Origin of the sequence: Mycobacterium sp. 852002-53434_SCH5985345 (genome assembly GCF_001667155.1) — a bacterium.
GTDB lineage: Bacteria > Actinomycetota > Actinomycetes > Mycobacteriales > Mycobacteriaceae > Mycobacterium.
In genome coordinates this window covers 93,009-107,337 of the sequence record NZ_LZIE01000053.1, presented here as the reverse complement: position 1 = coordinate 107,337, position 14,329 = coordinate 93,009, and the positions used below count along the sequence as shown (strand labels likewise).

Below are 14,329 nucleotides of genomic sequence, written 5' to 3'. Positions count from 1 at the left end.
GGGCAGCCTAACGGGCGCCGGATTCGGAGTCGTCTTCACCGCTTCCACCAGCGGCGAACACGTCGGCGTAGCGGCGCCGCTCGGCGGCGGCCCGGTCGGCCGGGCCCAGCTCGAACACGTCGTTGATGCCGGCCTTCGCGGCGGCCAGCGCGTGCCGCGGGCCGTCGAGGAAGCGGCGCGCCCACCCCGCGGCGGTGTCGTACACGTCGTCGGGGGCCACCATCTCGTCGATCAGGCCCAGCTCCAGCGCCTCCTCGGCGTCGAAAAACCGGCCGCTGAACACCAGTTCCTTCGCCTTGCTCGCCCCGGCCGCGCGGGTCAGCCGGGCCATGCCGTCACCGCCGGGGATGAGGCCGGCCAGGACCTCCGTCGCGCCGAACTTCACGTTGTCACCGCTGACGCGCCAATCGGCGGCCAGGGCCAGCGTGAGCCCGGCGCCCAGCGCGTACCCGGTGATCGCGGCAACGGTCGGCTTCGGGATCCGCGCGACGGCGTCGATGGCCTGCTGCCGCGCCCGGGCCGCCGTCTCGGCCTCCGGTCCGGTCAGCGTCCTCAGCTCGGGCATGTCGTCGCCGGCCGAGAAAATCTCGTGGCCACCGAACAGGATGACCGCCGCCACGTCGTCGCGCTCCCCCAGTTCGGCGGCCGCGGAGACGATCTCCCGGTAGAGCTGACGGGTCATCGCGTTCGTCGGGGGTCGCGACAGCAGCAGCATGGCCAGCCCGGCGTCTTGCGAGCCGTCGCTGACCACGGTGCTGACGAACTCGCTCAATGCCGCCACCCCATCCCGCCGGCTTCGCGTGCCTGGTGGTAGCGGTCGGAGTCGAAGAACTCGAAGACCCAGTTGTCGCCCTGGATCTCCAGGTGCGGCTGCACGGTGACGATCTGCCGTTCGACGGCCAGCACTTCCGCGACGGTGCGCCCAGCCAGTGAATCCAGCTGAGTCCACGTCGGCGGCAGCAGAAAACAGCGGCCGGCCGAGAAGTCGTCGATGGCGGCCTGCGGCGTGGTCCAGCCGGCGCGGTCGGATTCGGTGTTCTCGCCGTCGGCCCGCTGCCCGTGCGGCAGTGCGCCCACAAAGAAGTAGGTGTCATAGCGGCGGGTGCGCTCGGCTTCGGGGGTGACCCAGTTGGCCCACGGCCGGAGCAGGTCGGAGCGCAGCTCGAGGTTCTCCCGGCGCAGGAAATCCGCGAACGACAACGTGCCGTCGGCGAGCGCGCGGCGGGCGTCGGCGTACACCGAGGCGTCGCCGACGATACCGTCCGGGTCACCCGCGGGCCCCGCGAACAGCACCCCGGATTCCTCGAAGGTCTCCCGGGCCGCCGCGCAGACCAGCGCCTCGGCCAAGTCGGGCTCGATGCCGAACCGCTGCGCCCACCACTGTGGCGGCGGGCCGGCCCACGCGATGTCGGCGTTACGGTCGCGGTCATCGACGCCGCCGCCGGGGAACACCATCGTCCCGGCCGCGAACTCCATCTTGGCGTGCCGGCGCATCAGGAAGACGGCGATTCCGTCCGGGTCGTCGCGGATCAGCATCACGGTCGCCGCGGGCCGCGGCACCAGCGGGGCCTCGTCGTTTGGTGTCGTCATAGCTGCCTCCGGTGGGCTGCGCGGGTGCGGACGCGTCGGGCGAAATAACGCCTGTCGACGACGTCGAGGGCGATCGACTGGCCGAACGCGGTGGACAGGTTCTCTGAGGTCATGACGTCGGTCAGCAGCCCCGCGGCGACCACCTCCCCTTCGGACAGCAGCATGCAATGGCTGAAGCCGGGCGGGATCTCCTCGACGTGGTGGGTGACCAGCACCAGCGCGGGCGCGTCGGGGTCGGCCGCGAGGTCGGCCAGCCGCGCCACCAGCTCCTCGCGCCCACCCAGGTCCAAACCGGCGGCCGGTTCGTCTAGCAGCAGCAGCTCCGGATCGGTCATCAAAGCGCGGGCGATCAACACCCGCTTGCGCTCGCCTTCCGACAGCGTTCCGTAGCTCCGGTCCGCGAGGTGCTCGGCGCCCAGGCTCTCCAGCATGTCGATGGCCCGGCGGTAGTCGACGTCCTCGTAGCGCTCCCGCCAGCGGCCGAGCACCGCGTAGCCGGCCGAGACCACCAGGTCGCGCACCACCTCGTCGGTGGGCACCCGCTGCGCCAGGGCCGATGAACTCAGACCGATCCGGGAGCGCAACTCCGACACGTCGACTCGGCCCAGCCGCTCGCCGAGGACGAAGGCCACGCCCGACGAGGGGTGCTCGGCGGCCGCGGCAATCCGCAGCAGCGACGTCTTGCCGGCCCCGTTCGGGCCGACGATCACCCAGCGCTCGTCGAGTTCGACCGCCCAATCCAACGGCCCGACAAGGGTGTGGCCGCCGCGCCGCAGCGACACTTTCCTGAAGTCGATCAGCAGATCGGGGTCGGCCGCCTCACTCATCTGGTCGGCTCCACCCTCGGATTCTCTCGAATCCTCGAGGCTCACCTCCGGCGTCCGTCTTTGGGCACCCGACCATCGTGCCGTACCGGGGCCGCTACTCGTCGGGCGGGATCTCCACCCTGCGGACCTCGCCGTCCACCGCGTCGGCGGCCTCGATTTCGCCGCGGGTCACGCCCAGCAGAAACAACACCGTGTCCAGGTATGGGTGGCTCAGCGAGGCGTCGGCCACCTCACGCAACGCCGGCTTGGCGTTGAACGCCACGCCCAGCCCGGCCGCGGCCAGCATGTCGATGTCGTTGGCGCCGTCGCCGACGGCGACGGTCTGCGCCATCGGGACCCCGACCCGCTGCGCGAAGTCCCGCAGGGCCGCCGCCTTGCCGGCGCGGTCGACGATCGGGCCGATGACCCGCCCAGTGAGTTTGCCGTCGACGATCTCCAGCTCATTGGCGGCGACGTAGTCCAGCATGAGCTCCTCGGCCAACGGCTCGATGATCCCCCGGAAGCCGCCGGACACCACACCGCAGTGAAAACCCAAGCGCCGCAACGTCCGCAGCGTGGTCCGGGCCCCGGGCATCAGCTCCAGCTGATCGGCGACCTCGTCGATCACCGTGGCCGGCAGACCCGCCAGGGTGGCCACCCGCTGTTCGAGCGACTGCGCGAAGTCCAGCTCGCCCCGCATGGCTGCGTCGGTGATGGCGGCGACCTTCCCCTCGGCGCCCGCCCGGGCGGCCAGCATCTCGATCACCTCGCCCTGCACCAGCGTCGAGTCCACGTCGAACACGATCAGCCGCTTGGCCCGGCGCTCCAGGGTGTAGTCCTCGACGGCCACGTCGACGCGTTTCTCGGCGGACACCTGGTTCAGGGCCGTCCGCAGCGCGGCGTCCGATCCCGGCGGCACCGAGACGCGCAGCTCCAGGCCGGTCACCGGGTAGTCGGAGACGCCGCGGATGAGATCGATGTTGACCCCCAGGCCGGCCACCGCCCGGGCCACCGCGCCGAACGCACCGGCGGTGATGGGCCGGCCCAGCACGAAGATGGTGTGCGTCGAGGGTTCCCGGATGATCGGCACGTCGTGGCTGTGCTCGATGGTGACGTCCAGGCCCACCCCGCGGATGGCCGACTCGACGTCACGGCGCAGGTCGGGACCGTCGGCGACGTCCGCGGGACAACACACCAGCACGCCCAGGGTCAGGCGGTGCCGAATCACCACCTGTTCGACGTTGAGCAGCTCGACGCCGTGCCCGGAGAGCGCCTCGAAGAGGGCCGAGGTGACGCCCGGTTGGTCCACTCCGGTGACGGTGATCAGCACCGACACCTTCGGTGGTGTGCTCACCCCCGACTCAGCCGCTACTGCTGGGGGGTCGAGCGATCGGGCTCGGTCCGTGGACCGAATCCCTTCGGCGATTCCAGAGCCGTGGCGTGGCGCCCCACATGCGCCTCGGCGCGCAGCCGCTCCACCATGTGCGGGTAGTGCAGCTCGAAAGCCGGTCGCTCCGAACGGATCCGGGGCAGCTCGGTGAAGTTGTGCCGCGGCGGCGGGCAACTGGTTGCCCACTCCAGCGAGTTGCCGTAGCCCCACGGGTCGTCGACGGTCACCACCTCGCCGTAGCGCCAGCTCTTGAAGACATTCCAGACGAACGGGAACATCGACGCGCCCAGGATGAAGGCGCCGACCGTCGAGGCGATGTTGTACGGCTGGAAGCCGTCCGAGGGCAGGTAGTCGGCGTAGCGGCGGGGCATGCCCATGTCGCCGAGCCAGTGCTGCACCAGGAAGGTGGTGTGGAAGCCGATGAAGGTCAGCCAGAAGTGCAGCTTGCCCAGCCGCTCGTCGAGCAGCCGGCCGGTCATCTTGGGGAACCAGAAGTAGACGCCGGCGAACGTCGCGAACACGATCGTGCCGAACAGCACGTAGTGGAAGTGCGCGACCACGAAGTAGGTGTCGGTGACGTGGAAGTCCAGCGGGGGGCTGGCCAGCATCACGCCGGTCAGACCGCCCAGCAGGAAGGTCACCAGGAAGCCCACCGAGAACAGCATCGGGGTCTCGAAGGTGATTTGGCCCTTCCACATCGTGCCGATCCAGTTGAAGAACTTGATCCCCGTGGGCACCGCGATCAGATACGTCATGAACGAAAAGAACGGCAGCAGAACGGCTCCGGTGGCGAACATGTGGTGTGCCCACACCGCGACCGACAACGCGGCGATCGACAGCGTCGCGTAAACCAGGGTGGTGTAACCGAATACCGGCTTGCGGGAGAACACCGGGATGATCTCGGTGATGATCCCGAAGAACGGCAAGGCGATGATGTACACCTCGGGATGGCCGAAGAACCAGAACAGGTGTTGCCACAGCAGCACCCCGCCGTTGGCCGCGTCGTAGACGTGGGCCCCTAGATGTCGATCGGCGGCCAGCCCGAACAGCGCGGCGGTCAGGATCGGGAACGCGATCAGGATCAGGATCGACGTCACGAGGATGTTCCACGTGAAGATCGGCATCCGGAACATCGTCATGCCGGGCGCGCGCATGCACACCACGGTGGTGATCATGTTGACCGCACCCAGGATGGTGCCCAGACCGGCGACGATCAGGCCCGTGATCCACAGGTCTCCCCCGGCGCCGGGCGAGTGGACGGCGTCGGACAGCGGCGTGTAGGCCGTCCAGCCGAAGTCGGCGGCGCCACCCGGGACGATGAAGCCCGCCGACGCGGTCAGACCGCCGAACAGGAACAGCCAGAACGAGAAGGCGTTCAGCCGAGGGAAAGCCACGTCGGGCGCGCCGATCTGCAGCGGCAGCACCAGGTTGGCGAACCCGAACACGACCGGCGTCGCGTACAGCAGCAGCATGATCGTGCCGTGCATGGTGAACAGCTGGTTGTACTGCTCATTCGACAGGAACTGCAGCCCCGGCGCGGCCAGCTCGGTGCGCATCAACAGGGCCATCAGTCCGCCGATGAAGAAGAAGACGAAGCAGGTGACCGTGTACATGATGCCGATCATCTTGTGATCGGTGGTGGTGATCAGTTTGTAGACGAGGTTCCCTTTGGGGCCGGTCCGGTCCGGGTACGGACGAACGGCCTCGAGTTCTCCCAAGGGGGGCGCTTCGGCTGTCAACAGCTTCTCCAAACATCCGGATAGGACAGGGGCCCAAAAACAGAGCTGACACGAATCTTAACCGTCGATCCTGCCGACGTCAGGGCTGGTCCTACAAACTGTCGTAAACGGGTCGGCGGCGCGGCGTGTCCGTTCGGAGGGGCAAGCCGCGAGCCGGCGGGTGTTAGCGTCTGACGCGTGCTTTTCGGCGTGACCCGACCCGTGTCCCTGCGCGCGGCCGCCGCGCTGACGGCGGCGCTCGCCGTCGCATGCAGCGGTTGCGGATCGGGCAAGCCCGGAACTATGGCGCCGACTCCCACGCTGGTCACCCCCACCACCCAGATCGCCGGGGCGGGTGTGCTCGGAAACGACCGCCGCCCCGACGAGTCGTGCGCACGGGATGCCGCCGCGGCCGATCCGGGGCCGAAGACGCGGCAGGCCCACAACGCGGCCAGCGTCACCCCGGACATGGTGCAGGTGCCCGCCGAGCCTCAGCGCATCGTGGTGCTCTCGGGCGACCAGCTCGACGCCCTGTGCGCGCTCGGCCTGCAATCGCGGGTGGTCGGTGCCGCGCTGCCGGACGGGTCCTCGAACCAGCCCGCCTACCTGGGCAGCGCGGTGCGCGGCGTGCCCGGCGTCGGGACCCGCAGCAACCCGGACCTGGCCGGCATCGCGGCGACCCACCCCGACCTCATCCTGGGCTCGCAGGGGTTGACGCCCAAGCTCTACCCGCAGCTGGCCGCGATCGCCCCGACGGTGTTCACCGCGGCCCCCGGGGCGGCCTGGGAAGAGAACCTGCGCGGCGTGGGCGCCGCGACGGCGCGCGGTGCCGCGATGGACGCGCTGCTCAACGGCTTTGCGCAGCGGGCCAGCGACGTCGGCGCCAGGCATGACGCGTCCCACTTTCAAGCGTCCATCGTGCAGCTGACCACCGACACGATCCGGATCTACGGCACCAACAACTTCCCGGCCAGCGTGCTGGGCGCCGTCGGGGTGGACCGGCCGGCGGCCCAGCGGTTCACCGACAAGCCGTACATCGAGATCCGCGCCACCGACGACGACCTGGCCAAGAACCCGGACCTCTCCGCCGCCGATGCCGACGTCGTCTATGTGTCGTGTGCGTCACCGGCGGCTGTCCAGCGCGCCGCCACCGTGCTGGACAGCAACCCGTGGCGCAAGCTGTCCGCGAACCATGACAACCGCGTCTACGTCGTCAACGACGAGCTGTGGCAGACCGGCGAGGGCCTGGTCGCGGCCCGCGGCATCGTCGACGACCTACGCCTGGTCAACGCCCCCATCAATTAGCGCGCGGGCGAGCGGATACCCGCGGCCCTAAGGTGAGAACGAGCGGCCTCCTGTTGGCCCGGGACCATTACCTTAGCTAAACTTTTGCAGACGCGACCACATCGAAGAGGGATATTCATGAGCACTGTTTCGGCGTACGCCGCGACGTCGGCGACCGAACCGTTGACCAAGACCACCATCGAGCGGCGTGACCCCGGCCCACACGACGTAGCGATCGACATCAAGTTCGCCGGCATCTGCCACTCCGACATCCACACCGTCAAGGCCGAGTGGGGTACGCCGAACTACCCCGTGGTGCCCGGCCATGAGATCGCCGGCGTCGTCTCCGCGGTCGGCTCCGACGTCACCAAGTACAAGGTCGGTGACCACGTCGGCGTGGGCTGCATGGTGAACTCCTGCGGCCAGTGCAGCAGTTGCAAGGCCGGGCTCGAGCAGTACTGCAAGCCGGGCGCGACCTTCACCTACAACTCCGTCGACAAAGACGGCACGTCGACACAGGGCGGCTACAGCCAGGGGGTCGTCGTCGACGAGAACTTCGTCGTGCGCATCCCCGACTCGCTGCCGCTGGACAAGGCGGCGCCGCTGCTGTGCGCGGGCATCACGCTGTTCTCGCCGCTGCGGCATTGGAAGGCCGGCGAGGGCACGCGGCTGGCGATCATCGGCCTGGGCGGCTTGGGGCACATGGGCGTCAAGCTCGGTGCGGCGATGGGCGCCGAGGTGACCGTGCTGTCGCAGTCGCTGAAGAAGATGGAGGACGGCCTGCGGCTGGGCGCCAAGCACTACTACGCCACCGCCGACCCCGACACCTTCAAGAAGTTGCGGAACAGCTTCGACCTGATCCTGAACACCGTGTCGGCAAACCTGAAACTCAACGACTACCTGAGCCTGCTCGACGTCGACGGCACCCTCGTCGAATTGGGCATTCCCGAGCATCCCATGGAGGTGGGGGCGTTCCCGCTGGCGCTGGCGCGGCGCAGCCTATCCGGGTCGAACATCGGCGGGATCGCCGAAACCCAGGAAATGCTGGACTTCTGCGCCGAACACGACGTGACGCCCGAAATCGAGCTGATCGAGCCGGATTACATCAACGAGGCCTACGAGCGCGTCCTGGCGAGCGACGTTCGCTACCGCTTCGTCATCGACATCTCGAAGCTATGAGGCGACCTCGGACGGCTCTTCGGGCGTGCGGTCACGGGCGATTACTTCGGCCGCCTCCGCGTGCTCGTCGTCGGGGACAACCTCGCTGACGTCGATGCCGGCCAACGGCCATCCGGCCGCGGCCAATGTGGCCGCCACCCGGATGATGTTTTCCTTGCCGGCGTCGAATTGCGTCATGTCGGAAATGAATTCGGCGATCTCGTCGCGATCGATGGGGTGATCGATGGTCTCCGGAGACCCTTCCGTCGCGGTGATGTGACGCACCACCTCGCGGATCTGGTCTTCGGTCAGCGGTGTGCTGCGCAGCAATGCCATCAGCGGCACGCGGTCCGGGCCGGGGACGCCGTTCGGGTAGCCGACCTGCAGCCACTGGATCACTGAGCGGCAGAAATGGTGGCGGTGATCCTTCTCGGAGGATGCGGTTTTCGTCACCAGAACAGTGTCAGGGCAGTGGCATCACCGGCGCTAGCGAGCCGTCGCTCCCTGCCCACAATTCACATGCCGTTCATTGCCCGAACATGTCCGGGACGGGCGCGGCGCCTGAGGTTAAATGGCACGTCTTGTCGCTGCCCATCCCTACGATCGAGGCGTGCTCAAGGCGCTCGTCGTGCTCCCGTTGGCCTGCGGCGTGGTCGTCGGCGTCGTCGACCACAGCCCTGCGACGGGTTTCGTGGCGTTCTACCTGATGCTGCTGCTCGAGGTGCTGGTCGGGTGGTCCACCAGCCGGCAATGGCCGCGCGGGGGACGGGCCGTATTCGCGGCCGTTGACGCGATGGACGGGGTCGAGTTCGAGGGCTATGTGGCCGCCCGCCTGCGCCGCGCGGGGTGGCGGGTCGCGTTCACGCCGCCGGTCGGCGACTACGGCGTCGACCTGATCGCGGAAAAGGGTGGCCACTCGGTGGCCGTCCAGTGCAAGCGCCACGGCAAATCGGTGGGCATCGCCGCCGTCCAGCAGGTGGTCTCCGGCGCCCGCCACCACGGGTGCGTCAGGAGCATCGTGGTGAGCAATCAGGAATTCACCCGGGCCGCAAAGCAATTGGCGCATACCCATGGCTGCCAATTGATCGGCCGCAAAGTATTGCAGGCCTGGGTGCCGCCGCCGGCATGGAGCGCCAAGAATCCCGCGGGAAGAAAATCGGCCCAGCCGGCGTCTGAATAGGAGATCGGGCCGGCCCCAGTCCCTCCCCCCCGACGTGTGCGGCCGGCCCGATTCTCACCAACCTGCGGTTTTAGAAGTCCCAGTCCTCGTCTTCGGTGACGACGGCCTTGCCGATCACATAGGACGAACCCGAGCCGGAGAAGAAGTCGTGGTTCTCGTCGGCGTTGGGCGAGAGCGCCGAGAGGATCGCCGGGTTCACGTCGGTCTCGTCCCGCGGGAACAGCGCCTCGTAGCCGAGGTTCATCAGCGCCTTGTTGGCGTTGTAGCGCAGGAACTTCTTGACGTCCTCGGTCAGCCCGACCTCGTCGTAGAGGTCCTGGGTGTACTCCACTTCGTTGTCGTAGAGCTCGAAGAGCAGCTCGTAGGTGTAGTCCTTGAGCTCGGCGCGCTTGGCCTCGTCAACGAGCGCCAGCCCGCGCTGGTACTTGTAGCCGATGTAGTAACCGTGCACCGCCTCGTCGCGGATGATCAGCCGGATCATGTCGGCGGTGTTGGTCAGCTTGGCCCGGCTCGACCAGTACATCGGCAGGTAGAAGCCGGAGTAGAACAGAAAGCTTTCCAGCAGCGTGGAGGCCACCTTGCGCTTCAGCGGCTCGTCGCCCTTGTAATACTGCATGACGATCTCGGCCTTGCGCTGCAGGTTGGGGTTCTCCTCCGACCAGCGGAAGGCATCGTCGATCTCGGCGGTCGAGCACAGCGTGGAGAAGATGTTGCTGTAGCTGCGCGCGTGCACCGACTCCATGAACGCGATGTTGGTGTAGACGGCTTCCTCGTGCGGCGTCAGCGCGTCCGGGATCAGGCTGACCGCGCCGACCGTGCCCTGGATGGTGTCCAGCAGTGTCAGCCCGGTGAACACCCGCATCGTCAGCTGCTTCTCGCCGGGGGTGAGCGTTGCCCACGACGGGAGGTCGTTGGACACCGGCACCTTCTCGGGCAGCCAGAAGTTCCCGGTCAGCCGGTCCCAGACCTCGGCGTCCTTCTCGTCCTGCAGCCGGTTCCAGTTGATCGCCGAAACGCGGTCAATCAGCTTCATGTTTTCGGTCACCAGAACCCCACTTCACCCGCCGTTTTGCCTGAGGGACGTCAGGCTCCAAACACTACCCCTGGGGTGCGACAACGGAGCGGAACACAAGAACTTGTGTTTGCGTGTCGCGGACACACCCGCATTCATCTGGAGTCCCCTCCCAGTATCTACCCAAGACCGCACGCGCGATGTACCATTTGGTACATGTTTACCGAAGACAGTGTCGAGATCGATGCGTCGCCGCAGCTGGTGTGGGATGTCTTCAGCGAGGTGGAACGCTGGCCCGAGTGGACCGCGTCGGTGACCTCGCTGGCCGGCCGGGACGGGCCCACGCTCGGGGTCGGCAAGCGGTTCACCATCAAGCAGCCCGGCATGTCGAAGCTGGTCTGGAAGGTCACCGAGATCGACCCGGGCTCGTCCTGGACCTGGGTGCAACGCTCCCCCGGCGTGCGGGTGAGCGCCCGGCATGACGTGATCCCGCAATCCGGCGGCCGCACCCTGGTGCGCCAGCAACTGGATCAGCGCGGTCCGCTCGGCGCGTTGGTCGGGCGGTTGATGCTCAAGAAGACCAAGCGATTCCTGGAACTCGAGGCGCAAGGACTCAAGGCCCGGTCTGAGCAGCTCAGCCGCGCCAATGGCTCGCACTCCTGACTCGCTGCGGCGCCGCGAACTACTGCATGCCTTGTTCGAGGAGTTCGCCGCGAACGGCATCGGCAACCGCTCGCTCCGCGATGTCGCGGCCGCGGTCGGCACCAGTCACCGAATGTTATTGCACCACTTCGGCTCTCGAGACGATCTGCTGATCGCGGTCGTGGAGGAGGCCGAGCGCCGCCAGATGGCCATGGTCCCCGACTTGCCCACCGATCCGGCCGAGGGCTTCGCCGCCATGTGGGCCGACCTTCGCCGCCGGGACCTGCGCCAGCTGGAGCGGCTGTTCTTCGAGTGCTATGCCCGCGCGGCCCAGGGCGAAAAGCCTTTCACGCGAATGGTTCCCGGGGCGGTCGACGGCTGGCTTCGTGAGGTCGAGACCGCCGCCGCCGGCGTCGCCTATAACGGCGCGCTGGCAAGGCTGGGGCTGGCCGTCACCCGTGGCCTGCTGCTGGACCTGGTCGCCACGAACGACGAGGCCGGCGTCGACGCGGCCGCGGCCGCTTTCGCGCAGCTGCTACGCGGACACGGCCCAACGGTCGGCGCGTGACGGCTGGCGCCAAACGATCGATGCCTCAGGCGGTGGTGTAGACGATCAGCACGTCGGTTCTGGCCCTGCGGGAGACTTCGGATGGGACCGATCCCAGCAGCCGCCCGGCAACGCTGCTGAGCCCGACGTTGCCGACGACGAGCAGGTCGGCCTCGATCTCCTCGGCGAGTTGCACCAGCGCATTGATGGGAGCACCGACGATCGGCTTTTCCTCGACGTTCGTGGCCCCGGCTTGGTGCGCCCGCTCCCTGGCGTTCTGCAGGATCGCGAAGAAAGGGGCCTCGCCCACCGTGCGGTAGTCCTGACCGTGGTCGCTTCCCGGTGGGATGGCGTAGCGGCCCTTTTCCAGGGGAACGGGAAGATGCGCGGTCGCAACGATCAATTTCGCGCCGTGATGCGCAGCGATCGCGGCTGCGCGGTCCACCGCGCGCAGCGACGAATCCGAGCCATCGGTGCCGACCACAACGGTCTGGTAGGCAGTCATTTCCCTCCCAGTGTAAGACCAGACGGCGGCTCAACACCCGCTCAGAGAAGAATTCATGGAGAGCCCGACTCGAGCCATGCCTACCCGGCGGCTCAGCCCCGCGCGGCCGCCGCCATGCGCTTGGCGCCCGACCCGTTGCCGAAGAATTCGTACTCCTCCGGCTTGACCGAGCGGGTGTCCCGCCAGTACTCCCAGGTGTAGCCGCCCCACAGCACCGTGTTCTTGCCGTGCTCGTCGAGATACCAACTGGCGCAACCACCGCTGTTCCACACCGACGGCCCCAGCCGGCGCTGCAACTCGTCGTTGAAGGCGTCCTGCGCGGCGCGCGTCGGCGCCAGCGCCTGCACGCCGAGCTTGTCGCAGGTCTTGATCGCGCTGGCCACGTAGCGAATCTGGGACTCGATCATGAAGACCACCGAGTTGTGTCCCAGGCCGGTGTTGGGCCCCAGCAGGAAGAACAGGTTGGGCATGTCGGCGACGGTGATGCCGCGGTGGGCGGCGATGCCCTCCCGGTTCCAGCGGTCCACCAGGTCCTCACCGTTGTGGCCCTTGATCTGGACGTAGGTGTAGGAGTCGGTGACGTGGAATCCGGTGCCGTACACGATGACGTCGGCCTCGCGCTCTTTGCCGTCGGCGGTGACGATCCCGGTGGGCGTGATTCGCGCGATGTGATCGGTGATCAGTTCGGTCTTCGGGTCGGCGACCGCACGATAATAGGTGGAGGAGTTCAGGATTCGCTTGCAGCCGATGCGATAGTGCGGGGTCAGCTTGCGACGCAGTTCGCGATCCTTGACCGACCGGCGGATGTTGTATTTCACGTAGGCTTCGATGAACTTCAGCGCGTTGGGGCGCTTGGTCATCCCGACGGCCAGCGCCTCTTGACCCCAATAGATCGCCACACGCGTCAGCGCCCGCAAGCCCGGGACGTTCGCCATGGCCCGGCGCAGTGCGACGGGAATCTCGGGGTTGGAGCGCGGCACCACCCACGGCGGAGTGCGTTGGTAGAGCTGAAGTTCGGCGACCTGCCCGACGATCTCCGGCACGATCTGGATCGCGCTGGCGCCGGTCCCGATCATCGCCACCCGCTTGCGAATCAAATCGACGCTATGGTCCCATTCCGCGGAATGGAAAGCAGGACCGCGGAATTCGTCGCGGCCGTCGATGTCGGGCAGGGACGGGATGTGCAACGCCCCCGCGCCGGAGATCAGGAACTGCCCGACGAATTCGCGGCCGTCTTCGGTGAAGACATGCCAGCGCTGTTCGTCGTCGTCCCAGTGGGCCCGATCGACGTGCGAGTTGAACTCGATGTACCGGCGCAGGCCGTATTTCTCGGTGACGCCTTTGAGGTAGTCCCAGATCTCGGGCTGATAAGAGAACGGGTTCTTCCAGTCGGGCTTGGGATCGAAGGAGAACGAATACAGGTGCGACGGGATGTCGCAGGCGCAGCCCGGGTAACTGTTGTCGCGCCAGGTGCCGCCGACGTCGTTGAACTTCTCCAGGATCACGAAGTCCACGCCCTGCTGCTGCAGCTTGATCGCCATGCCCAGGCCGGAGAACCCGGTCCCGATGATGATGGCGCGCGCGTGCACGGGCTGGTGTGCGGATGTCGGTTCGGCGTGTGTCACAACGTCGGTCACAGTGGATCGGTCTTCCTGTTAGCTCCCCAAATACCCAGTACCCAGGGTATCGAATGGCACGAGTGTTGACGATCGCCGGAACGATGTCAACGTGCCAAAGGTCCTCAGCCTCAGCTCGCCGCAGGGTTGCTGGGCACCACGCTGTGAACCGGCTGGTCGGGGTCCATCGTGATGCCGAGCACCTCGGCGGTGCCGACGATGACCCCCACCATGATGGTCGTCAGGTGGGCGACGAACTGGTCGCGCGGCATGCGGCGCGCGCTCTGCGGGTCCGGACCCAGCCACCACTCGGTGGCCGATGCAGCCGAGCCGAAGGCCGCGTGCGCGGCGAGCTCGAACGCCGCATGGTCGAGCTCCATCTCGCGCAGCTCGTCGTCGAACAGGTCGGCCATCGCCAACGTGATGCCGCGACCCTCGTTGAGGATCTGGGGGCTTGCCGACGAGCGGCCCTGGATGAACACCCGCAACACGTTGGGGTGCTGGTCGACCAGGCCGACGTACTCGTCGACGGCCCGCCTGATCACCTCGCGCGCCGAGTCGATCTTCAGATCGACCGACGGGAAGATCGCCGTCCAGAGCATGTCGCGCAGCCGTTCCCCGATGGCCTGGAACAGATCGGACTTGTCGTGGAAATGCCGGTAGATCTTCGGCTTGGCGGTGCCGGCCTCCTCGGCGATCTCCCGCACGCTCAGCTCGGGCCCCAGGCGGTCGATGGCGCGAAACGCCGCATCCACGATCTCGCCGCGCACCTTCTTGCGGTGTTCGCGCCACCGCTCGCTGCGCGCGTCGACCTTGGCCCCCGGCGGCTTGACGCTGGGGTGGGGTGGTCGCGGAATTCTCACCACGTCAAGCACCATACC

The 14,329-nt window shown here is 67.5% G+C and carries 15 protein-coding genes; 5 read left to right on the top strand and 10 right to left on the bottom strand.

The window, feature by feature from the left end; genetic code table 11:
• Positions 1–7: 7 nt before the first annotated feature.
• The 5 genes from A5756_RS11950 to ctaD form a co-directional block, all read right to left on the bottom strand.
• Positions 8–772 carry an enoyl-CoA hydratase gene (locus A5756_RS11950; protein ID WP_066952672.1) on the bottom strand — a complete coding sequence of 255 codons (765 nt, stop codon included), beginning with the start codon at positions 770–772 and terminating at the stop codon, positions 8–10.
• Complete coding sequence (locus A5756_RS11945; protein WP_066952366.1) at positions 769–1,590, bottom strand: NUDIX domain-containing protein; 822 nt, start codon at positions 1,588–1,590, stop codon at positions 769–771. The genes A5756_RS11950 and A5756_RS11945 overlap by 4 nt, the downstream gene beginning before the upstream one ends.
• Positions 1,587–2,417, bottom strand: coding sequence for an ABC transporter ATP-binding protein (locus A5756_RS11940; protein ID WP_066952364.1), 831 nt, complete (start codon positions 2,415–2,417; stop codon positions 1,587–1,589). The genes A5756_RS11945 and A5756_RS11940 overlap by 4 nt, the downstream gene beginning before the upstream one ends.
• 94 nt (positions 2,418–2,511) lie before the next feature.
• Positions 2,512–3,750 (bottom strand): phosphoserine phosphatase SerB, encoded by a 1,239-nt coding sequence (gene serB / locus A5756_RS11935; protein WP_066952362.1) that lies wholly within the window; start codon positions 3,748–3,750, stop codon positions 2,512–2,514.
• Between the two features lie 14 nt (positions 3,751–3,764).
• Positions 3,765–5,525 (bottom strand): cytochrome c oxidase subunit I, encoded by a 1,761-nt coding sequence (gene ctaD / locus A5756_RS11930; protein ID WP_066952670.1) that lies wholly within the window; start codon positions 5,523–5,525, stop codon positions 3,765–3,767.
• Positions 5,526–5,726: 201 nt separating this feature from the next.
• On the opposite strand from ctaD, the gene A5756_RS11925 reads away from it, so the two are divergent.
• Entirely contained in the window at positions 5,727–6,809 is a 1,083-nt protein-coding gene (locus A5756_RS11925; RefSeq protein WP_232005345.1) for an iron-siderophore ABC transporter substrate-binding protein, read from the top strand.
• Positions 6,810–6,926: 117 nt separating this feature from the next.
• The gene (locus A5756_RS11920) at positions 6,927–7,967 is read left to right on the top strand and encodes an NAD(P)-dependent alcohol dehydrogenase (protein ID WP_066952360.1); all 1,041 of its coding nucleotides are present in this window, start codon (positions 6,927–6,929) and stop codon (positions 7,965–7,967) included.
• Here the strand turns inward: A5756_RS11920 and A5756_RS11915 are convergent.
• A complete protein-coding gene (locus A5756_RS11915; protein ID WP_066952358.1) occupies positions 7,962–8,399 on the bottom strand; it encodes a DUF3349 domain-containing protein in 438 nt (145 codons plus the stop codon). The two genes, A5756_RS11920 and A5756_RS11915, sit on opposite strands and share 6 nt — an antisense overlap.
• 157 nt (positions 8,400–8,556) lie before the next feature.
• On the opposite strand from A5756_RS11915, the gene A5756_RS11910 reads away from it, so the two are divergent.
• A complete protein-coding gene (locus A5756_RS11910) occupies positions 8,557–9,126 on the top strand; it encodes a restriction endonuclease (RefSeq protein ID WP_066952356.1) in 570 nt (189 codons plus the stop codon).
• A gap of 70 nt (positions 9,127–9,196) precedes the next feature.
• Here the strand turns inward: A5756_RS11910 and nrdF are convergent, their stop codons facing one another.
• Entirely contained in the window at positions 9,197–10,171 is a 975-nt protein-coding gene (nrdF, locus tag A5756_RS11905; RefSeq protein ID WP_170826133.1) for a class 1b ribonucleoside-diphosphate reductase subunit beta, read from the bottom strand.
• 183 nt (positions 10,172–10,354) lie between these two features.
• Here nrdF and A5756_RS11900 point away from each other — a divergent pair, with 183 nt between their 5' ends.
• Complete coding sequence (locus A5756_RS11900) at positions 10,355–10,801, top strand: SRPBCC family protein (protein ID WP_066952354.1); 447 nt, start codon at positions 10,355–10,357, stop codon at positions 10,799–10,801.
• The gene (locus A5756_RS11895; protein ID WP_066952352.1) at positions 10,785–11,348 is read left to right on the top strand and encodes a TetR/AcrR family transcriptional regulator; all 564 of its coding nucleotides are present in this window, start codon (positions 10,785–10,787) and stop codon (positions 11,346–11,348) included. The genes A5756_RS11900 and A5756_RS11895 overlap by 17 nt, the downstream gene beginning before the upstream one ends.
• Positions 11,349–11,373: 25 nt before the next feature.
• Here A5756_RS11895 and A5756_RS11890 read toward each other — a convergent pair whose 3' ends face one another.
• From A5756_RS11890 to A5756_RS11880, 3 genes are all read right to left on the bottom strand, one after another.
• Complete coding sequence (locus A5756_RS11890; protein ID WP_066952350.1) at positions 11,374–11,832, bottom strand: universal stress protein; 459 nt, start codon at positions 11,830–11,832, stop codon at positions 11,374–11,376.
• 92 nt (positions 11,833–11,924) lie between these two features.
• Positions 11,925–13,469 (bottom strand): NAD(P)/FAD-dependent oxidoreductase, encoded by a 1,545-nt coding sequence (locus tag A5756_RS11885; RefSeq protein ID WP_066952347.1) that lies wholly within the window; start codon positions 13,467–13,469, stop codon positions 11,925–11,927.
• Positions 13,470–13,579: 110 nt separating this feature from the next.
• Complete coding sequence (locus tag A5756_RS11880) at positions 13,580–14,314, bottom strand: TetR/AcrR family transcriptional regulator (RefSeq protein WP_156659458.1); 735 nt, start codon at positions 14,312–14,314, stop codon at positions 13,580–13,582.
• Positions 14,315–14,329 lie beyond the last annotated feature (15 nt).